This window comes from Ensifer sp. SL37 (assembly GCF_026672675.1).
GTDB lineage: Bacteria > Pseudomonadota > Alphaproteobacteria > Rhizobiales > Rhizobiaceae > Ensifer > Ensifer adhaerens.
Window position 1 is genome coordinate 660,970 of sequence record NZ_JAPPRN010000006.1, and the last position, 19,554, is coordinate 680,523.

Annotated in this window: 16 protein-coding genes and 1 pseudogene; 5 read left to right on the forward strand and 12 right to left on the reverse strand. The window is 63.4% G+C overall.

From position 1 onward, the window contains the following. Positions 1 to 108: 108 nt before the first annotated feature. The 6 genes from OVA00_RS15400 to hisS all read right to left on the reverse strand — a co-directional run bounded on the left by OVA00_RS15400 (position 109) and on the right by hisS (position 8,639). Positions 109 to 2,907 carry a bifunctional diguanylate cyclase/phosphodiesterase gene (locus OVA00_RS15400; protein WP_034800961.1) on the reverse strand — a complete coding sequence of 933 codons (2,799 nt, stop codon included), beginning with the start codon at positions 2,905 to 2,907 and terminating at the stop codon, positions 109 to 111. Positions 2,908 to 3,123: 216 nt separating this feature from the next. After that, entirely contained in the window at positions 3,124 to 4,347 is a 1,224-nt protein-coding gene (locus tag OVA00_RS15405) for an NAD(P)/FAD-dependent oxidoreductase (protein WP_268089286.1), read from the reverse strand. An 87-nt stretch (positions 4,348 to 4,434) separates the two neighbouring features. Then, on the reverse strand, positions 4,435 to 5,142 hold the full coding sequence (locus OVA00_RS15410) for a glutathione binding-like protein (protein ID WP_060584061.1): 708 nt from the start codon (positions 5,140 to 5,142) through the stop codon (positions 4,435 to 4,437). A gap of 145 nt (positions 5,143 to 5,287) precedes the next feature. Beyond that, positions 5,288 to 5,983, reverse strand: coding sequence for an ATP phosphoribosyltransferase (gene hisG / locus OVA00_RS15415; protein ID WP_043618363.1), 696 nt, complete (start codon positions 5,981 to 5,983; stop codon positions 5,288 to 5,290). Further along, complete coding sequence (locus OVA00_RS15420; protein WP_268089287.1) at positions 5,980 to 7,122, reverse strand: ATP phosphoribosyltransferase regulatory subunit; 1,143 nt, start codon at positions 7,120 to 7,122, stop codon at positions 5,980 to 5,982. The genes hisG and OVA00_RS15420 overlap by 4 nt, the downstream gene beginning before the upstream one ends. 5 nt (positions 7,123 to 7,127) lie before the next feature. Continuing rightward, positions 7,128 to 8,639: a histidine--tRNA ligase gene (gene hisS, locus OVA00_RS15425; RefSeq protein ID WP_060584058.1), complete on the reverse strand. Its 1,512-nt coding sequence runs from the start codon at positions 8,637 to 8,639 to the stop codon at positions 7,128 to 7,130. Positions 8,640 to 9,079: 440 nt separating this feature from the next. Between hisS and OVA00_RS15430 the strand changes: the two genes are divergently transcribed. After that, entirely contained in the window at positions 9,080 to 9,508 is a 429-nt protein-coding gene (locus tag OVA00_RS15430) for a hypothetical protein (protein ID WP_034801425.1), read from the forward strand. A 108-nt stretch (positions 9,509 to 9,616) separates the two neighbouring features. Further along, positions 9,617 to 10,003: a CopM family metallochaperone gene (gene copM, locus OVA00_RS15435; protein ID WP_034800951.1), complete on the forward strand. Its 387-nt coding sequence runs from the start codon at positions 9,617 to 9,619 to the stop codon at positions 10,001 to 10,003. Between the two features lie 56 nt (positions 10,004 to 10,059). Here the strand turns inward: copM and OVA00_RS15440 are convergent, their stop codons facing one another. Further along, positions 10,060 to 10,704, reverse strand: a complete 645-nt coding sequence (locus OVA00_RS15440) for a DNA-3-methyladenine glycosylase I (RefSeq protein WP_060602071.1) — start codon at positions 10,702 to 10,704, stop codon at positions 10,060 to 10,062. A gap of 256 nt (positions 10,705 to 10,960) precedes the next feature. On the opposite strand from OVA00_RS15440, the gene OVA00_RS15445 reads away from it, so the two are divergent. After that, on the forward strand, positions 10,961 to 11,734 hold the full coding sequence (locus OVA00_RS15445) for a L,D-transpeptidase (RefSeq protein WP_134885796.1): 774 nt from the start codon (positions 10,961 to 10,963) through the stop codon (positions 11,732 to 11,734). A 191-nt stretch (positions 11,735 to 11,925) separates the two neighbouring features. Further along, positions 11,926 to 12,621, forward strand: a complete 696-nt coding sequence (locus OVA00_RS15450; RefSeq protein ID WP_034800943.1) for a L,D-transpeptidase — start codon at positions 11,926 to 11,928, stop codon at positions 12,619 to 12,621. A 65-nt stretch (positions 12,622 to 12,686) separates the two neighbouring features. Here the strand turns inward: OVA00_RS15450 and glcF are convergent, their stop codons facing one another. The 4 genes and pseudogenes from glcF to OVA00_RS15470 all read right to left on the reverse strand — a co-directional run bounded on the left by glcF (position 12,687) and on the right by OVA00_RS15470 (position 17,154). Further along, positions 12,687 to 13,982: a glycolate oxidase subunit GlcF gene (glcF, locus tag OVA00_RS15455; RefSeq protein WP_268089288.1), complete on the reverse strand. Its 1,296-nt coding sequence runs from the start codon at positions 13,980 to 13,982 to the stop codon at positions 12,687 to 12,689. 111 nt (positions 13,983 to 14,093) lie between these two features. Beyond that, on the reverse strand, positions 14,094 to 14,474 hold the full coding sequence (locus tag OVA00_RS15460; protein WP_034800937.1) for a DUF4870 family protein: 381 nt from the start codon (positions 14,472 to 14,474) through the stop codon (positions 14,094 to 14,096). Between the two features lie 31 nt (positions 14,475 to 14,505). Further along, positions 14,506 to 15,718: pseudogene (gene glcE, locus OVA00_RS15465) on the reverse strand (glycolate oxidase subunit GlcE). After that, positions 15,715 to 17,154, reverse strand: a complete 1,440-nt coding sequence (locus OVA00_RS15470; RefSeq protein WP_060584051.1) for an FAD-linked oxidase C-terminal domain-containing protein — start codon at positions 17,152 to 17,154, stop codon at positions 15,715 to 15,717. Before OVA00_RS15470 ends, glcE begins: the two are co-directional and overlap by 4 nt. A 106-nt stretch (positions 17,155 to 17,260) precedes the next feature. Between OVA00_RS15470 and OVA00_RS15475 the strand changes: the two genes are divergently transcribed. Further along, positions 17,261 to 18,157, forward strand: a complete 897-nt coding sequence (locus OVA00_RS15475) for a LysR family transcriptional regulator (RefSeq protein WP_034800931.1) — start codon at positions 17,261 to 17,263, stop codon at positions 18,155 to 18,157. A gap of 72 nt (positions 18,158 to 18,229) precedes the next feature. On the opposite strand, the gene OVA00_RS15480 is transcribed toward OVA00_RS15475, so the two are convergent. Then, the gene (locus OVA00_RS15480) at positions 18,230 to 19,504 is read right to left on the reverse strand and encodes a DUF3422 family protein (protein WP_034800929.1); all 1,275 of its coding nucleotides are present in this window, start codon (positions 19,502 to 19,504) and stop codon (positions 18,230 to 18,232) included. Between the last annotated feature and the right edge of the window lie 50 nt (positions 19,505 to 19,554).

Sequence of the window (19,554 nt, forward strand, 5' to 3'; positions counted from 1 at the left end):
TGCCCGCGCACGGGCCCGAGTGTAGAGAACCCTCGATCACATATGGCCGCCGCAACCGCCTCATGGGCGATTGCGGTGAAGGGTGCGGCAGAGACGCGGACGTACGGCTCAGGCTGCCGCCGCGTCGTCCTTGCCCGTGAAGAGCACCGTGATCGGCGCCGGGCGACCGAGCAGATAGCCCTGCGCCTCGTCGCAGCCCTCGGCTTGCAGGATATCGAGCTGCTTCTGCGTTTCGACGCCTTCGGCAAGGACAGGCACGGACAGGCTCTGGCCGAGCGCAAGAATGGCGCGCACGATCGCCTTGGCCTGCGGGCTGCCTTCCACTTCCCACATGAAGCTCCGGTCGAGCTTGATCTTGTCGAAGGGGAAGGACCGCAGCGTCTCGAGCGACGAATAGCCGGTCCCGAAGTCGTCGATCGCGATGGTGACGCCCAGTTCCTTGATCTGGCGCAGCGTCAGCAGCGCCCGCTCCTTGTCGTCGATGATCGTCGATTCCGTGATTTCGAGCTCCAGCCGGTTCGGGTCGAGACCCGTGTCGGCAAGCACGTCCTGAACCAGACTGACGATGTCGCCGTTGGCAAGCTGGACCGGCGAAAGGTTGACGGCAATCTTGTGACTGCTCTCCCAGCCCGCCGCCTCGCGGCAGGCCTCGCGCAGCACCCATTCGCCGATCGGCAGGATCGCGCCGCATTCCTCGGCAAGCGGGATGAACTCGCTCGGAGGCACCATGCCGCGTTCCGGATGGCTCCAGCGCAGGAGCACCTCGTAGCCGATGACGGCGCCGCTCATCACAGACTTCTGCACCTGGTAGTGCAAGGCAAGCTGCTTCTTCTCGACCGCGTCCCAGAGATCGTTGGCAAGCGCGCGCCGCTGGCGGGCAGCTTCATCCATCGACACCTCGTAGAAGCAGACGGTCTGGTTGAGGGCGGCCTTCGCCCGGTACATCGCAAGGTCGGCATTGTTGATCAGCGTGTCGGCCGTCTCGGCATCCTGCGGATAGATCGCGACACCCATGCTGCCGCCGGACTTGAGCTCGAAATCGCCAAAGCGCATTTCCTCATGCAGGCTCTTCTCGATCCGGCGCAGGAAGTCGTTGAGTTCGGAGAGTTCCTCGAAGCGCTTGACCGCCGCGAACTCGTCGCCACCGAAGCGCGCCACGAACTCGCCCTCCTGCAGAAGGCCCTTCATGCGCTGGGCGATCGTCACCAGCACGAAGTCGCCAGCGGCGTGACCGTGCAGATCGTTGACTTCCTTGAACTTGTTGAGGTCGATGCCGATGACGGCGACCTTGCGGTTGAACCAGGCGGCCGCGTCCAGCTCCTCTTCGAGATAGCTGCTGAACTGCAGCCGGTTCGGCAGCCCCGTGAGGCTGTCGTGGCGGGCAAGGAAGGTAATCTGCTCCTCGGTATCGAGCCGCTCGGTGATGTCCTCATAGGTGCTCACCCAGCCGCCATCGGGCAGCGTGCGATGCTTGGTCAGGATCGAGCGGCCGTTGACGAGCTTTTCGACGATATCGCCGCCGCCATTGCCGACCATTTCGATCCGGTGCTTCTGGTAGAGCTCCTCGGCCTTGGTCCGGGCCATCTCCGGATCTGTGTAGATGCGGGCAAAGACGATATCGAGGATTTCGCGGAAGGTCAGCCCCTTGCCGGCGAGTGTCTCGGAGAAGCCGAAGATCTCTCGGCAGCGACGGTTGGAGAGCAACAGCCGGTCGCTGCTGTCGAACAGGCAGATGCCCTGCGACATGTTTTCGAGCGCGACATCGAGATTGTTGCTGACTTCGGCGATACGGTCGGCGTCAAGCTTCGCCTTGGTGATGTCCTTGACGATCTTGATGAAGCCAGCGTGCTTGCCGTCGTCGTCCATGAAGGGGTCGAGCACCACGTGAGCCCAGAACCGGGACCCGTCCTTGCGATAGCGCCAGCCTTCGTTCTCGTACTTACCATCGGCCAGTGCGACCTCGAGCGCCCGCTGCGGTACGCCGTCGCGCTGATCCTCCTGCGAGTAGAAGCAGGCGAAATTCTTGCCGACGATTTCCTCGCCCTTATAGCCCTTGTTGGCCTCGGCGCCGGCGTTCCAGCTGGCGACGCGGCCGTCGGTGTCGAGCATATAGATAGCGTAGTCCTTCACGCTGCGCACGAAGCGGGCGAATTCCCGTTCGGCAGCAGCGGCGGAAAGCTCGGCATGATGGGCGAAGCCGGCGGCGATCAGCACCATCGACAGCAGGAAGAAGGCGGTGCCGGCGATGACGAAGGCAAGCAGATGCGGCTGGATCATGCCCGCATGGGTCGGCGTCAGCAGATCGGCCTCGATCGTGACCGCACCCATGGCGGTGAAATGCAACGCGACGATCCCGAGCGTCATCAGCAGGGTGGCAAGGATCTTCGCCTTCAGCGGCTTGCCGACACTGGCGATCGTGCGCAGAGCGGCGATGTCAAACAGCGAGCCGACGACCACGGAGGCGACGACCAGTGCCGCATTCCAGCGGATGCTGCCCGGCACGTCGAGCGCCGCCATGCCAAGAAAATGCATGCAGGCGACGCCGCCGCCGAGAACGAAGCCGCCAGCAATCCAGCCGAGGCGGTCCTGAACATGGGTCGCGATCAATAGGGCCGTCGTGGTGAGGATGATGGCAACGGCCAGCGACAGGCCGGTGAGATCCATCTGGTAACCGAGGACGACGCCGGGATCATAGGCGAGCATGGCGATGAAGTGGGTCGCCCAGATGCCGAAGCCGCTGGCGATGCCGGCGGCCGTCGCCCAGATCGCTTTCGCCTTGCCCGAGGAGCCGCGGGCGCGCTGCAGCAGCGTTACTGCTCCGTAACTCGCGAGAAAGCACACAAGTGCCGCCAAAACGACCAGTCTGGGATTATGCTCTACCACCAGGCATGTAAGAACCTTGAACATCGCCAATCGCCTAAATCAAATTCTGTCGGGAAACGAGACCTCTCGCCTCCACTTAAGCTGCCTGTGTTGGCGTCAGGTGATTTAAGGAAGTGATAAATCGAGGCTCTGCCGGGCAATTGCCCAGCAAGACAATAGTTTCGTCGTTAACGAATTTTGAAACCACGCCGCCTTCAAGTTGCAGCCTGCCAAAAAGCGCCGCCTGACGTGGTTCGCCGCCTAGGCTTGCGACAGCAGCGCCTTGAGGTCGGATTGGGGATCGGCGATGACGGCCCGGTCAGGATTGATGCCGCTCTCCAGTAGCTTCTTGCCGGTCACATAGGCCTTGGCGTCGTTGATCGCATCGACGGCCACCAGGCGCCCCTGCCGGAAATACCAGACCGACACGCTGCCTTCGCGCTGGCCGGGCCTGACGATGGTTTCGTCGTGGCCGAGCCCGAAGCCGGCGATCTGCAGCTTGACGTCGTACTGGTCCGACCAGAACCAGGGCTTGGGATCGTAAGGGGCATCACTGCCGGCAAGGATAGCCGCGACCGCTTCGGCCTGATCAACGGCATTCTGCACCGACTCCAGCCGGATGCGCAGATCCTCGAAGGGAAGAACGGCGCAATCACCCATCGCGAAGACCGCCGGATCGGAGGTGCGGCCATGCGCGTCGACGACGATGCCGTTTGCGGTTTCGAGCCCGGCGTCGTGGGCCAGGCGATCATTGGCGGTCACGCCGATGCCGACGATGACGACATCGACCGGCAACGTGGAACCATCGGAGAGTTCCGCCGCGGTGACACGGCCATTGTCGCCGACGAGGCGGTTGAGACCGGTACCCTCGCGAATATCGACGCCGCGACCACGATGAATGTCGCGCACGAGCCCCGACGTCGCCGAGGAGGCAACACGCTGCAGGATGCGGTCGGCCATTTCGATGACCGTGACGTCCAGGCCGCAGGTGCGCGCGACGGCTGCCGCTTCAAGACCGATGTAACCACCGCCGATGACGAGCGCGCGACGGCCGGGCTTCATCTCCTCGGCAAGGCGGTCGGCATCCCTGAAGTCGCGAACGACGAAGACACCCTCGAGATCGCCGCCGACCGAGGCCGGCAGCCGGCGCGGCGTGGCGCCGGTTGCAAAGGCCAGCACTTCATAGTCGAGCGATGTGCCATCGCTGAGCATCACGTGTTTGCCGGCCCGGTCGAGCCCGATCACGGTCGTTTCGAGGCGCACGTCGACAGCGTGCTCGCCGTACCAGGCTTCCGGCCGGTAGAGCAGGCGGTCGAGGCTCATCTCGCGCAGGAGATACTTTTTGGAGAGCGGCGGGCGCTGATAGGGCAGGCTTGCTTCGGAGGCGACGATGGTGATCGGCCGCTCGTCCTTGAGCGCACGGAGCTTCGCAACCAGAGCAAAGGCGGCCTGACCGCCACCGACAACAACAAGCCTTCCGGACACGCTTCCCACCTGCCTTTATTCATCTGTACAACAAGGCCTAGCCTTCCGCCCGAGCTTCGTCAACTCTGGCACAGGCCACGCCGTTTGCTATTCCTTGCGCGGCACGTCCATGCCCTTTTGAGCCGCCGGGCGCGACAGGCCGCGCTCGACCCAGGCCATCACCTTGGGGAAGCTCTTGTAATCCAGGACCTCGGCACCGCCATAGAATCTGCGCGCGCCTTCGACCCAGGGATAGGTGGCGATGTCGGCGATCGTGTAATCGTCGCCCATCAGCCATTGCCGCCCTTCAAGGCGGGTTTCAAGCACGCCGAGCAGCCGCTTGGCTTCGTCACGGTAGCGCTCGACGGGGTAGGAATTGTTGGCGACCTTGTCGGCGGCGAACTTGAAGAAGTGACCGAACTGGCCGAACATCGGACCGACGCCGCCCATCTGGAACATAACCCAGGCGATCGTTTCGTAGCGGCCGGCCGCGTCGGCAGGCAGCAGCTTGCCGGTCTTTTCAGCGAGATAGATGAGGATCGCGCCGGACTCAAACAGCCCGATTGGCTTTCCATCCGGGCCGTTGGGATCGATGATCGCCGGGATGCGGCCGTTGGGGTTGAGCGAGACGAACTCCGGCGACTTCTGGTCATTGGTATCGAAGGCGATGCGGTGCGGTTCGTAGGGCAGGCCCAGCTCTTCGAGCGCGATCGAAACCTTCACGCCGTTCGGCGTCGGCAGCGAATAGAGCTGGATGATATCAGGGTTTTTCGCAGGCCAGCGCTTGGTGATCGGAAAGGCGGACAGATCGGCCATGAAGGTCTCCTGGAACGGAACAGCGGGAAGCGGCAGAAACACCGCACGCAGACTTACATAGGAGCGGAGGGCGCGCCTTTTGAGGGCCCTACTTTATTTTTGTAACCGGCGGGATCGTCAAGACCGGCCTGCCCCGTTCGCAGCGTCAAAGGACGCTACGAACGGCCGCGATAATCCGTGCCACCACAGGATCGCCGTCGTGAGCCGCCTTGCGCGCCCGAACCAGGCAAGCTTCGGAACGCAGGATCACACCATCGGTGAGTATCTTCAGATGGTTTGCCTTCAACGTCGAACCGGTCGAGGTGATGTCGACGATGATGTCGGCGGAACCAGAGGCCGGCGCGCCTTCGGTCGCCCCGAGGCTTTCGACGATGCGGTAAAGCTGGATGCCGTGGCTGCCCGAGAAATGGTTCTGCGTCAGCCGCCAGTACTTGGTGGCGATCGCCAGACGGCGACCATGGCGGGCACGGAAATCGGCGGCAACGTCGCCAAGGTCGGCCATGGTGTCGACGTCGTACCAGACCTCAGGCACCGCGACGACGACGTCGGCATGACCGAAGCCGAGACGGGCGCAGAACTCGACGCGCGCATCGGCGTTGGCAAGCCCCTCGCGCACCAGGTCTTCGCCGGTTACGCCGAAATCGATTGAGCCGTTGCCGAGCTCGCGCGAGATTTCCGACGCCGAAAGAAACGCAATCTCTACATCATCAGCACCTTCGACGCGGCCGCGATAGGAGCGGTCGTTGCCGACGGCAACGATCTTCAGGCCGGCGCGTTCGAAGATCGCCGAGGCGTCATCCTTCATCCGCCCCTTGGACGGCAAGGCGATAGTGATGGTCATTGGGCGCCTCCTTCAGAGGCAATCGCCTTTTCGATGCGGTCGAGCCAGAGCGAGAAGCCGACGGCCGGGATATGCTCGCGGGCGCCGAGCAGGGTCAGCAGCCGATCGAAGCGGCCGCCGCCGGCAAGAACGGCATGCGTTCCGGCAAGCTCAACCTCAAAAACCAGGCCAGTATAATAGTCGAGCGGACGACCGAAGGCCGCTCGATAACGAATGGCGCCGATGTCGGAACCTGTCTTTGCAAGTGCGGCGACGCGGGCATCGAAACGGACGAGCGCATCATCGATCTTGAGGCCGGATTTCTGCGCGAAAGCGAAGAGTGCGGCCGGCGCATCGGCAAGCGGCACGTCGAGCGCCAGGAACGCGGCGACCTGATCCAGCGTCCTGCGGTCGAGCCGCGTGTTCGCCAGTTCCATCTTCTCCTTCAGCCGGCGCGCAATATCCTGCGGCGAACGGCTAGCGTTGGTCGAATAGCCGGTCGCTTCCATCGTTGCGGCGACATGCGCGACGAGACGGTCCTCGTCTTCGAGCAGGCCGTCCATCGACAGCCGCACGACTTCAGGACCGAAGACGCCGACCGTGCGCGGATGGGCGAGCTCGGTCAGAAGCTTCTGCAGGTGCTTCTGGTCGCCGAAGGCGTGGATCAGCCGCTTCTGCCAGCCAGCCGGCAGGCCACAAGCGCCGACGACGGCTTCAAACACGGCCTGGTCGCCAAGCGTCACGCTGAGAGACCGGTCCGGCACCCGGTTGGCGACGATGCGCATCGCGTCAGAGACGGCGCGCGCATCGGCTGCCGCCGTATCGGTGTCGCCAAGATCCTCGATGCCGGCCTGGTAGAATTCGTTGCCGCCTTCGCGGCGCTGGCGGAAGACCTCGCCGAGATAGGCATAGCGCTTCGGCGTTCCGGTCACCGCCTCGATATGGCGGAGACAGACGGGAATGGTGAATTCCGGCCGCAGGCACAGGCTCTCGCCGGTCTCGCTCTCGGTCATGAAGATGCGGCGGCGCAGATCCTCACCAGCCATGGCGAGGAAAGGCTCGGCCGGCTGGATCACCGGAGTGTCGACACGCAGCGCGCCGAGGCTTTCGAAGTCGGCAAGCAGCGCATCGGCAAAGGCGGGCAGATTGATGAGGGCCATAGTCGTCAGCCCCTTGCCCGATCCTCGGCCTGTGCCGCCAGCATCTCGCGTACCTTTTCGACCAGTTCGGCCGTCGGCACGGAAACCTGGGCCACGCGCGCCTCGCGCCAGGCCGCATTGTCCTCGATCTCACCCGACAGGCGCTTGCCCTCGATCAGATCCTTGATCTGCACGACACCGGCGGCGCGCTCGTCGCCACCCTGGATGATGGCGAGCGGCGAGCCACGGCGGTCGGCATATTTCAGCTGATCGCCAAAGTTCTTCTTGTTGCCCTGGTACATTTCGGCGCGGATGCCGGCATGGCGGAGCTGCTGCACGAAACGCTGGTAATGGCCCATCGCCTCTATGTCGCGGTCCATGACGCAGACGACAACAGGCGCGAGCACGTCAGATGCACCCAGCTTGCCGAGGTTCTTCAGCGCCGTCATAAGGCGGGAAACGCCGATCGAGAAACCGGTCGCCGGGACCGGCTGCCCCATGAAACGCGACACGAGACCGTCGTAGCGACCACCACCGCCGACCGAACCGAAGACGACCTTTTCGCCCTTCTCGTTGGTGACGGCAAACTGCAGCTCGGCCTCGAAGACGGGGCCGGTATAATATTCGAGACCACGCACGACCGAGGGGTCGATCTTGATGCGGTCAGCCTCGTAGCCGGCGCTCAGGACCAGGCTGCGGATGGTGTTGAGTTCCTCGACACCTTCGCCGCCTTTGGCGGTGCCTGAAACGAGCGCCGCCAGTTCGTCGGCACTTTCGGCATAATTCTGGATGCCGACGAAGAACAGGACCTTGTCGATCTGCTCGCCATTGAGGCCCGCACCCTTGGTGAAGTCGCCGCTTTCGTCCTTGCGGCCTTCGCCGAGCAGGAGCCTGACGCCTTCGGGGCCGAACTTGTCGAGCTTGTCGATGGCGCGCAGCACCGTCAGGCGGGCATTGACCTTGTCGTCGCCGCCAAGACCGATCGCCTCCATGACGCCGTCGAGCACCTTGCGGTTGTTGACGCGGATCACGTAGTCGCCGCGCGCAATGCCAAGGGCTTCCATGGTGTCGGCCATCATCATGCACATTTCGGCGTCCGCCTGGACGCCGGCGGCACCGACGGTGTCAGCATCGAACTGCATGAACTGGCGGAAGCGGCCCGGGCCAGGCTTCTCGTTGCGGAAGACGTAGCCGGCGCGATAGGTGCGGAACGGCAGCTGGATCTCGTTGAAGTTCTCGGCGACGTGACGGGCGAGCGGCGCCGTCAGGTCGTAGCGCAGAGACATCCACTGATCGTCGTCATCGGTCAGCGAGAAGACGCCTTCGTTCGGCCGGTCGCTGTCGGGCAGGAACTTACCGAGCGCATCGGTGTATTCGAACAGCGGTGTTTCGACCGGGTCGAAACCATAATGCTCGTAGACCGCCCGGATCTTGCCGATCATTTCGTCCGTCGCGCGGATATCGGCAGCGGAGCGATCGACGAAGCCGCGCGGAAGACGCGCCTTGAGCTTCTGCGGTTTCTTCTGTTTCTCGGTCATGGGAGCATTCCGGACTGTCTCTTGTTGGCTGCTTTCCCTATCGGATCAAGTGGGGGGCGGCAAGGGTTTGCACCGCGCAAAGCGTTCGCCCGGGCCATGCGCCGGCGCTTTGCGTCAAAGCCTAGCACGGGTGAGCTTCGCGTCATCGGGATTGACACGCACCATCGCGACGCGTCGGGGAGGACTTGACCTCAACCACAAGGCGCATTAGACGATATGCAATCACTAAAAGTTTATCGCCTGACCGATCGACGACGTTCCGGCTGCACCGATGATCGTCTATCTTCGCGGCCAAGGGCCGAGTACCTACAAACGAGTTTTCGATGCAATGACTGCATCGGGAAAACACTTCAATGGCAAACAACGCATCGAAGCGCCTTGCGGCAGTGGCGGTCTCCGGTAACGAGACATCACGTCCGCGCGGCGAGAAGAAGGGCATCATGTTGAGGTTCATGACACCTGGCTCGGGAGCCATCCAACCCGGGCACCTCGGGGCGCATTCGGCCTGGATGGACCACCTCGATGAAAGCGACTATTTCGTGGAGACATGGCGCTGCGATCTGGCCAGCGGCGTCTTTCATCTGGGCGAGCGAACCGCCGCCCTGCTTGGCGCTTCCAACCGCTCCTGCGGCATCGTCGATCTGGTGCGTGCCTATGACAGCCGGGATCGCGTGACAGTGCTCAACATCCTCGAGCAGGCAACCGCGTCGCCGTCTTCGTTCTGCTTCACGGCGCTCGTGCGCTTGCCAAGTTTGAAGGCGGCACAGCTTTTCTGCGTCGGCCGGTCGTCGCTCGACGCGTCCACCGGCGAAAACATGCTGCAGGGCATTTTCGCCTTTCCGCGCGAGCGTCCTGCGCTTGACGCCTGAACGGACGGGTTGAATCCGCAGCCAGCCCTTCCCTAGATTGATGGAGTGCCAAGGAGCCGGCCACGGCCGGCCTCTTGGCACGAGACATCAGATAAGGAAGGAAACACCATGTCGCTGAAACCGCTGATCGCCGCCCTCGCGCTTTCCGCCTGCCTCGGCTTTCCTGCGTTGGCAGAGGAGTCCGGACACGGCAGCATGCACCATGGAGCGACCGAAACCGCGATGCCGAAGGGCGACAATTCGCCTTCGAGCAAAGCCTTCGCCGAAGCCAATGCCCGCATGCACAAGGACATGGACATCACCTACACCGGCAAGGCGGACATCGACTTCGTGCGCGGCATGATCGCCCACCATCAGGGCGCGATCGACATGGCGAAAGTGGAGCTCGAATACGGTAAGGACGAAACGCTGCGCAAGCTGGCCGAAGAGGTCATCAAGGCGCAGGAAGGCGAGATCAGGACGATGAAGGCGTGGCTCGCCAAGAACGGCGGCTGACCCTCAGCCCCGCCTCCGGTAGACGCCCGCCGACAAGCCGGCGACGGGTACGCCCATCAGGCGACGCGGGCTTGGGGCCTTGCAAGCTTGCCACGCAACTCCTCGACGACCGTGCGGCAGTGGCAGCCTTCGATGTGATCGTTGACGAGGCCCATGGCCTGCATGAAGGCGTAGATCGTCGTCGGGCCGACGAAGGTCCAGCCGCGCTTCTTCAAATCCTTGGAAATGCGGGTCGAGGTCGGGGTGGTCGGATTGGCGACGATCGCTTCATAGGTCACCACCTGCGGACGCTCGGCTGCCTGCGGCTCATAGGACCAGAAATAGGCCGCCAGCGAACCGAACTCTTGCCTCAGTTCCTGGGCGCGGCGCGCGTTGTTGATCGTCGAGACGATCTTGCCGCGATGACGCACGATGCCTGTATCGGCAAGGCAACGCTCGATTTCCGCGTCGCCGAACTTTGCGACCGCGTCGAAATCGAAACCGGCGAAGGCGGCGCGAAACGCCTCGCGCTTGCGCAGGATCGTCAGCCAGGACAGGCCGGACTGGAAACCTTCCAGGCAGATCTTCTCGAAAAGCCGGCGGTCGTCGGTGACCGGGCGCCCCCATTCCTCGTCATGGTAGCGACGATAATCGTCGAGATTGCCCTGCCAGGCGCAACGCAAAAATCCGTCCTCACCGATCACAATGCCCTTGGCCGTCATCGCCCTCTTTGCTCCATCCTGCTCATTTTCCTGCCTTTACCATTTGCAAACCAGATTCCTAAAGCAGCGGATAACCCTACCCAAAGCTTTATCGGCGCCATCGGCTTTTAACGAGGCACCGTTTACCATTCGGTCGCCCTCCAAATGACACGATTGCCCCCATTGCCAAGGCGCAACCCGTCCGTTCGAGCATTCCGCTCGCCGGCAGACTGCGCCCCCTTCAGTGATTTTCGGCGAAAGGTAGCGAGTCCGTCCGATGTTGAAAAAGTCTCTTCTTATAGCCGCCTCTCTTCTGACCCTCGTGGCTGGCCCGGCCGGAGCGCAGGACCGGTATCAGAACAGGCCGCCCGTCGTCGTCAGTCCCGACCTCACCGCCCCCTGGGTGATGCAGCTCGGCGGACAGCAGGCGCGCACGCGGCAGGTGATCTACCGGCAGCAGATTCCGCAGGCCACCCGAAAACAGTTCTATCAGCAGGGACAGGTCGCGAAACCTCAGGTCAAGCGCCGCACCGTCAATCCGCTGATCCAGCCGGCCAATGCCATGCGCGCCCAGCGGCCGGTGAAATCGAAATTCGACCCGCAGTACCTGCCGCAGACGGTCGCCTATGAGAGCAAGGAAAAGCCGGGCACGATCGTCATCGATACCAACAACCGCTTCCTCTATCTGGTGACCGGCAACGGTGAGGCACGGCGCTATGGCGTCGGTGTCGGCAAGCCGGGCTTCGAATGGGCCGGCGCCCACAAGGTCACCCGCAAGGCGGAATGGCCGAGCTGGACGCCGCCGCAGGAGATGATCACCCGCGAGGCGGCCAAGGGCCATTACCTTCCGGCCCGCATGGACGGCGGCCCGGAAAATCCGCTCGGCGCACGCGCCATGTATCTCGGCTCGACGCTATACCGCATCCACGGCACCAACGCGCCCTGGACGATCGGCTATGCCGTTTCCTCCGGCTGCATCCGCATGCGCAACGAAGACGTTGTCGATCTTTACGAGCGCGTGAAAGTGGGGACGAAGGTTATCGTCATCTAATTGCAGCACTGCATAGAATATTCCCCTCTCCTCACCCGTGTTGCTGTTGCCTATGCGTGATTTTCAGGCAACAGCAGCGTAAGGACAGGCAAGTTTTGTGATCACGTTTGATCTACCGGATGTATCGCGGGCTTGAACTTCGATGCGTTTTGCATAGCCTGCCTGCAACGAGGGTTTAGAGGGAATCGTAAATGAAGCGTCATGCCAGCAAAGTGGTCGCAATCGCGATTGCGACCAGCACTATTCTTGTGGCCGCCAGCGCCTCGGCTTTCACGCCGGCGCCCGTAGCAGGCCCCAAGATCCAGTCGTCAGACATTGTACTCGTGGCCACTCCGAAGAAGCCGGCAAAACAATACTGGCGCACCAAGGTTCGCTTCCGCACCGACGAAGCCCCCGGCACGATCATCGTCGATACCAACAACAAGTTTCTCTACTACATCGACGGCCCGAACCGCGCGACGCGCTACGGCATCGGCGTCGGCCGTGACGGCTTCGGCTGGTCGGGTGTCGTGAAGGTTGGCCGCAAGGCCGAATGGCCGACCTGGACGCCGCCGGCCGAAATGCGCCGCCGCGAGGCCGCCAAGGGCCGCATCCTGCCGATCACCCAGGAAGGCGGCATCGACAACCCGCTCGGCGCCCGCGCCATGTATCTCTACAAGGGCGGCCGCGACACGATCTTCCGTATCCACGGCACCAACCAGCCCTGGACCATCGGCCAAAACATGTCTTCCGGCTGCATCCGCATGATGAACGAGGACGTGGAGCATCTCTACGACCGCGCCGACGTCGGCACGAAGGTCATCGTCATCGGCCCCGGCAGCAAGGCCGGCGACACCTATTTCGACGATCGCGGCGTCGACATCTTCCGCCAGATCTTTGGCGGCTGAGGACGCCGAAACGTCCACCCACAAAAAAGGCCGGCTCCCGAAGGTGGCCGGCCTTTTGCTTTGCCTCAGAGCCCCTCAGGCTTTGCCCCGCCATAGGCCCAGTCGAGCAATTCGACCGTATGCAGGATGGGGATTTTGGTGCCGCTGGCGATCTGGGTGATGCAGCCGATGTTGCCGGTCGCGATCGCATCCGGCTTCGTCGCCTCGATGTTCTTCACCTTGCGCGCCTTCAGCTTGGCCGAGATTTCCGGCTGCAGGATGTTGTAGGTACCGGCCGAACCGCAGCAGAGATGGCCCTCGGCCGGATCGCGCACGACGAAGCCGGCGCGCTTCAGAAGCTGCTTCGGCGCAAGCGTGATCTTCTGGCCGTGCTGCATCGAACAGGCGGAATGGTAAGCGAGCGTCATGCCGCGCGCCTCCTGTTCCGGCAGGTCGAGGGTCGCCAGATACTCGGTGATGTCCTTGGCCAGCGCCGAGACCCGTGCGGCCTTTTCCGCATAGGCGGGATCGAGCCTGAGCATGTGGCCATAGTCCTTGATCGTCGTTCCGCAGCCCGAAGCGGTGATGACGATGGCGTCGAGTCCACCTTCGTCGGCGACCTTGAGCCAGGCATCGACGTTGCGGCGCGCGGCTTCGAGCGCCTGGTTCTCGCGGCCCATGTGATGCACCAGCGCGCCGCAGCAGCCCTCGCCAGCCGAAACGACCACCTCCACACCAAATCGTGTCAGAAGCCGGATCGTCGCCTCGTTGATTTCCGGCTTCAGCACGGGCTGGGCGCAGCCGCTGAGCAGCGCAACGCGGCCGACACGCTTGTCCTTGGGCGCATGAACGCCGGGTGTGGCCGAAGCCGAGGGCTCCGCCACGACGGCGGGCGCCAGATCGAGCATCACGCCAAAGGTTTTCAGGAAGGCGACGCGCTTCATCAGTCCGGCGAGCGGCCGGGCAAGGCCGGCTGCCTTCAGCGACAGGCGGAAGCGCTGCGGATAGGGCAGCACGGCTGCGAGCACGGAACGCGCCAGCCGGTCCTTGAACGGGCGGCGATAGGTGTTTTCGATATGCACGCGGGCATGGTCGACGAGATGCATGTAGTCGACGCCGGAGGGACAGGTGGTGGTACAGGCGAGGCACGACAGACAGCGGTCGATATGGGTGACAGTTTCCTTGTCGGCCGCCCGGCCGTTCTCCAGCATGTCCTTGATGAGATAGATACGCCCACGCGGGCTATCGAGCTCGTCGCCGAGCGTAACATAGGTCGGACAGGTCGCGGTGCAGAAGCCGCAATGCACGCACTTGCGCAGAATGGCCTCGGATTCGGCCACGTGCGGATCGGCGAGCTGCGCGGCGGTAAAATTGGTCTGCAAGTGCGAACTCCACTCTTCGTCCTGCGGAACCGGGCGCTTCGCGCCGCGGTCGATTGCAACATTCTGTTTTCAGCTTCCTTCGACCTTGCCGGTCTCCGGTTGCATACCGGCCTAAACCATCCAGCCCTCGGGATTGGTAATCGGCTCTTCGCGCGCGGCCCTTTGCAGGCCGACGACGCAGCGCACGACGATCCAGACGGCGGTGGCGATGAAGCCGAGGATGCCGACAAGCACCACCGTCAGCAACAGCGAGATCAACAGGAACAGCAGCGATATCCAGAAGGTCCGGATCGCCCAGACATAGTGCGTCTGGACCCACGGCGCGCCCTTGCCACGATTGAGATAGGCCATGACGACGCCGATGATCGGCGTGATGCCCACCGCAAACCCGACGAGATAAAGGACATAGATCACCTGCACATTGATCTTGCCCGGCTCCAGCCAGCGATCGGTCTCCCGGGAGAACGGTGTCTGCGGACCCTTATCGCTCATGCTTGTCTCTCCTGTTCCCTTGCGAATGCGCTCAGGAAATCGCGGCCATGCGGCCGGGATTGAAGATCCGGTGCGGGTCGAACTTCGCGCGCACGCGCTCGCTCAACTGTGCCACGGGCAAGGGTTGCGGTTCAAACGATGAAACGGCCTGACGGTAGCTGTCATCTGCTCTGACGAGGGTCGCGTGGCCGCCGCCGAGAACCTTGATGTAACGGCGCACCAGTTCCGCCTCCGGATCGGCCTCCATGCGCAACCATACGAGACCGCCCTGCCAGTCGTAGAAAGCGTCGACGCCGGTCTGCAGCCGCAGTGCTGCTACCAGTTGATGGCCAAGCGACGGGGCGACGGACGCGCGCCAGAGCGGCTTCCTGGTACCGTCGGCATAGGGTTTGACGTCGCGGATCTCCGTCCAAAGCCTTGCTGTTTGCGATGCATCAAGCCGCGTCACCGCGCCGAAGCGTCCGACCGCCTTCGTCAGCTTTTCAGCCCTGATCGCAACGGATGCCTCCAGCCCTTCGAGCCTGAGCACGGTGGCTGCACCATCCGGAAGGTTGCCATCCAGGAACCGTCCGCGCACGCTCTCGGGCAGATGCGCCGCGCCGGAAACCTCAGTTGTCTGCGCCATTGCCTCGGCCATGACCGCCGCCGCCTCGGCATCGTTGAGCCCGGAGACGACGATGGTCTCCGACGCCGGCGGCAGCGGCAGGACGCGGAAGGTGACTTCGGTGAGGATGCCGAGCGTGCCATGCGAGCCAGCCAAAAGCTTGACCAGATCGAGACCGGTGACGTTCTTCATCACACGCCCGCCGGCCTTGATCGCCTCGCCCTCGCCGTTGACGAAACGCACACCGAGCAGGCTGTCGCGGGCGGCACCGGCGACATAGCGCCTGGGGCCGGACACGTTGGCGGCAAAGACCCCGCCGATCGTCGGCTCACCCGAGGAGGCGAAGATCGGACCGGTGATCCATCGGCTCGAAGGCGAGCATTTGCCGGTTTTCGGCCAATGCCTCGCCGATCTCGCGCAGTGGCGTTCCCGCAAGCGCGGTAATCGTCATTTCGGCCGGATTGTAGCTGACGATGCCGGAAAGGCGGCGGGTCGACAGCACCCGATCGGCGCGCACAGGATTGCCGAGGCCGGAGCGCGTGTTGCCGCCGATCACTACGAGCGACGCCTTGTCCGCCGCCATGGCGCGAACGACGGTCGCAATCCCCTCTTCGCTGGCCGGTTCGAAATGCACGATCATGCGGCGGGACGCCCTTTAAGAGGGAAGACCTTGGACGGGTTCAGGATCCATTGCGGATCGAAGGCGGCGCGCGCCGCCATCTGCTGGTCGAGGTCGATCTGGTTGTACTGATGCAGCATGAGATCCCGTTTTTCGATGCCGACGCCGTGCTCGCCCGTCAGGCAGCCACCCGCGTCGACGCAAAGCTTCAGGATATCGTTGCCGGCAGCCTCGGCGCGCGCCGCATCCTCCGGGTCGTTGATGTTGTACAGGATCAGCGGATGCATGTTGCCGTCGCCGGCGTGGAAGACATTGGCGACACGCAGGCCGTAGCTCGCGACGATCTCACCGGTGCGGGCAAGCACATGCGACAGCTGGCTGAGCGGCACGGTGCCGTCCATGCAGATATAGTCGGCGATGCGGCCGGTGGCGCCGAAGGCGGATTTCCGGCCTTTCCAGATCGCGGCCGCCTCCATGGCCGACTGGCATTCCTTTATGGTCGCGACCCCGTGACGGCGCGCGACCGCGACGATGCTCGCGAGCATCGCATCCATCTCCGGCTCAGAGCCTTCGACCTCGACGATCAGTAGCGCTTCGACATCGAGCGGGTAGCCGGCGTGGGCGAAGGCTTCGCAGATCTCGATCGCCGGCTTGTCCATGAACTCGATCGCGACGGGAATGATGCCGGAACCGATGACATCAGCGACGCAGGCGCCGGCCGCCTCCGAGGAGGCAAAGCCGAAGAGCACCGGGCGGGCTCCCTCCGGTTTGGCGATCAACCGCACCGTCGCCTCGGTGACGATACCGAGCTGGCCTTCCGAGCCGCAGACGAGGCCGAGCAGATCATAGCCCGCCGCATCCAGCGCCTTGCCGCCGAGATCGACGACGGTGCCATCGAACAGCACCATCTTCACGCCGAGCAGATTGTTGGTGGTGACGCCGTATTTCAGGCAATGAGCACCGCCGGAATTCATGCCGATGTTGCCGCCGATCGTGCAGGCGAGCTGCGAGCTCGGGTCGGGTGCATAAAAGAAGCCATCGGCGGAAACCGCCTCGGAGATGTTGAGGTTGGTAACGCCCGCCTGAACGGTGGCGGTGCGATTGAAAAGGTCGACATCGAGGATGCGCGACATCTTCGAGAGGCCAATGACGACCGCATCCTCTTGTGGGATGGCACCGCCCGAAAGCGAGGTACCGGCCCCGCGCGGCACGACCGGAACGCCGTAACGGCTGCAGTATTTCAGGAGCGCGGCCACCTGTTCGGTGGTTTCCGGCAAGGCGACCGCCAGGGGCATGCGGCGATAGGCGATGAAGGCATCGGTCTCGAACGGCTTCAGTCCGCGCTCGTCGCTGATCAGACAGCCCTCGGGCAGCAGGTCCGAGAGGTCGGCGATAATCTCGCGGCGCCGGGCGATAACCTCTGGTTTCGGCTGCAGAAAACCGATTGTCTCCGCCATCAGCTCCTCCCGCCGCATATCGATTGGTTCATTTTCTTTACCACTAGGACAGAGGCCTCGCAAATGCTATTGAGCTTTTCCGTTTTGGAAATAATGGCAACGATTGATGACGAATTTAGGCGATCTTGAGATTTTTGCACGGGTCGTTTCCACCGGCAGTATGTCGGCAGCGGGGCGGGCGCTGGGGTTTTCCCCAGCTGTGATCTCCAAGCGCATCAAGAGACTCGAAGACCGGCTCGGCACGCGCCTCCTTCAACGCACGACGCGCCAGATTTCGCTGACGGAAGCCGGCCAGGGCTTCTACGACCGGGTGCTCGGCATTCTGACCGGCATCGAGGAGGCGGAAGCCTATGCGTCGGGCCGCTCGTCCCATGCGCTCGGGGTGCTGCGGATATCGGCGCCCACCTCCTTCGGCCGCATGCACATCGCGCCGCATCTGACCAAGTTCATGAAGGACCATCCGGATCTGAAATTGCACATCGTGCTGACGGACGAATTCACCGACATCGTCGCGGAAGGCTTCGACATGGCGGTCCGGATCGGCGAACTGGTGGATTCGTCGCTCGTCGCCCGTAAGCTTGCCCCCGTCCGCCGGCTGCTCTGCGCCTCGCCGGACTACATCGCCCGCAACGGCGCACCGAAAGAGATCGGCGACCTCGCCAACCACCTCTGCCTGCCGGCGCATAACAACGACAATTGGAAGCTCGAAGGGCCGGAGGGCGCGCTGGTCTGGCACCCGGAAGGGCCGCTCGTCACCAATTCCTCGGAGATTGTGCGCGCCGCCGTCATCGCCGGCGCCGGCGTTGCACTGCGCTCCACCTGGGATATCGGCCCGGAATTGCGCAGCGGCCAGCTGGTGCAGGTGCTACCGCAATGGGAAGGTTCGAAGCAGCTGACGCTTTCGGCCGTCTACCCAAGCCGCCAGTTCCTCCCGGCCAAGGTGCGCCTCTTCATCGACTATCTCGCAGAACTCTACGGACCGATTCCCTATTGGGAGCAGTAGGCGAACCGGCCTGGCATCTTTGTTTTCCGCAATTCCGGACGCAAAACCGCTGCACACTTTTGCTGGAATTGCTTACTTATGCTCGCTGTCCTCGTGGTGGCGGCGAATGCGGCGCACGATCAGCCAGACCCCGGCAACGGCGAAGGGCACGGCAAGCCCGGTCAGGAGACCGGGATCGATCGGCAGCTCGTGGCTGACCGCCTTGGCGAGATAGCCGAACAGCCCGACCACGTAATAGGAGATGGCGGCGACCGACAGGCCTTCGACGGTCTGCTGCAGGCGCAACTGCAACCTGGCGCGCCGGTCCATCGAGTTCAAAAGCGCGCTGTTCTGTCGTTCAAGCTCGACGTCGACCCAGCTTCGAAGCAGCGCCGTGGCGCGGGCGAGCTTGCGCGACAGGTTCGCCTGGCGCTCCTCGACCGACTGGCAGGTGCGCATGGCCGGCGCCAAACGTCGTTCGAGGAAGGTGCCGATGGTCTCGTAGCCTGGCACCGGCGTTTCGGCGAGCGTGCGGATGCGCTCCTGGACGATGCCGTAATAGGCGCGGCTGGCGCCGAAGCGATAGAGGCTGAGCGCGGCACCGGCCTCGAGATCGGCCGCGAGCCGAGTGATCTCGGCCAACATGTCGTCGGCCTCCTCGCGCACGTTTTCCTTCATGCGCTGGGTCACCGCCGTCAACCCGTCCTCCGTCCGGCGGATTTCCGGCGACAGCGACTGCGCAAGCGGCAGGCCCATCATCGCCAGCGTCCGGTAGGTTTCGATATCGAGCAAGCGCTGGACGAGAGCGCCGGTACCGGCTTCCGTCATGCCGCGATCGATCACCAGGATCTGCGTCAGGCCGTCACCGTTCTGGCGGAAGTCGGTGACGATCACCGCCTGGCCATTCTTGGTCTCGCTGTAACAGAGGCTCGTCGGATCGAAGAGTCCGATGGCCTCGCGGGTCTCGGGCGTATCCGGCCGGATCTCGAGGCGGATGCCGGAGATCAGAGAGCCGGGCGGCGAAAAGCCGTCGCCGAACGGATGGATCGGCACATCGCCGCCGAATTTCTCCGGCGGCGGCGCGTCCCAGAAATAGGTGGAGAATTCGGTATGACGCTCCCAGCGCAGCGTGCCCTGCCCCCAAGGCATCGCGTGATGGTTGGCGTCACGGCCGGGCGGCGCGATGCCGCGGGCCCGCGAAAGCTCCGACAGCACGGCGTGATCGACGATCGAGCCACCATCTGTCAGGAAGGCGAGCTGAAAGATCACCCGCGGCGTGGTCACCAGCGCATAGGGGCGCGAATGAACCTCGCCCAAGGCCAAAGCGCGCATCGGCGCCACCGGAAATGCAAAACTACCCTTTGCCATGAAGCGCCTTGTCCCCCTCACGCGTTCATCACAACTTTCTTATCAACGGA

What these genes read in the sequence shown, in the direction of transcription:
- OVA00_RS15400 (WP_034800961.1), bottom strand. Translation starts at nt 2,907, where the DNA reads ATGTTCAAGGTTCTTACATGCCTGGTGGTAGAGCATAATCCCAGACTG.
- OVA00_RS15410 (WP_060584061.1), bottom strand. Translation starts at nt 5,142, where the DNA reads ATGGCCGATCTGTCCGCCTTTCCGATCACCAAGCGCTGGCCTGCGAAA.
- hisG (WP_043618363.1), bottom strand. Translation starts at nt 5,983, where the DNA reads ATGACCATCACTATCGCCTTGCCGTCCAAGGGGCGGATGAAGGATGAC.
- OVA00_RS15420 (WP_268089287.1), bottom strand. Translation starts at nt 7,122, where the DNA reads ATGGCCCTCATCAATCTGCCCGCCTTTGCCGATGCGCTGCTTGCCGAC.
- hisS (WP_060584058.1), bottom strand. Translation starts at nt 8,639, where the DNA reads ATGACCGAGAAACAGAAGAAACCGCAGAAGCTCAAGGCGCGTCTTCCG.
- OVA00_RS15430 (WP_034801425.1), top strand. Translation starts at nt 9,080, where the DNA reads ATGTTGAGGTTCATGACACCTGGCTCGGGAGCCATCCAACCCGGGCAC.
- copM (WP_034800951.1), top strand. Translation starts at nt 9,617, where the DNA reads ATGTCGCTGAAACCGCTGATCGCCGCCCTCGCGCTTTCCGCCTGCCTC.
- OVA00_RS15440 (WP_060602071.1), bottom strand. Translation starts at nt 10,704, where the DNA reads ATGACGGCCAAGGGCATTGTGATCGGTGAGGACGGATTTTTGCGTTGC.
- OVA00_RS15445 (WP_134885796.1), top strand. Translation starts at nt 10,961, where the DNA reads ATGTTGAAAAAGTCTCTTCTTATAGCCGCCTCTCTTCTGACCCTCGTG.
- OVA00_RS15450 (WP_034800943.1), top strand. Translation starts at nt 11,926, where the DNA reads ATGAAGCGTCATGCCAGCAAAGTGGTCGCAATCGCGATTGCGACCAGC.
- OVA00_RS15460 (WP_034800937.1), bottom strand. Translation starts at nt 14,474, where the DNA reads ATGAGCGATAAGGGTCCGCAGACACCGTTCTCCCGGGAGACCGATCGC.
- OVA00_RS15470 (WP_060584051.1), bottom strand. Translation starts at nt 17,154, where the DNA reads ATGGCGGAGACAATCGGTTTTCTGCAGCCGAAACCAGAGGTTATCGCC.
- OVA00_RS15475 (WP_034800931.1), top strand. Translation starts at nt 17,261, where the DNA reads ATGACGAATTTAGGCGATCTTGAGATTTTTGCACGGGTCGTTTCCACC.
- OVA00_RS15480 (WP_034800929.1), bottom strand. Translation starts at nt 19,504, where the DNA reads ATGGCAAAGGGTAGTTTTGCATTTCCGGTGGCGCCGATGCGCGCTTTG.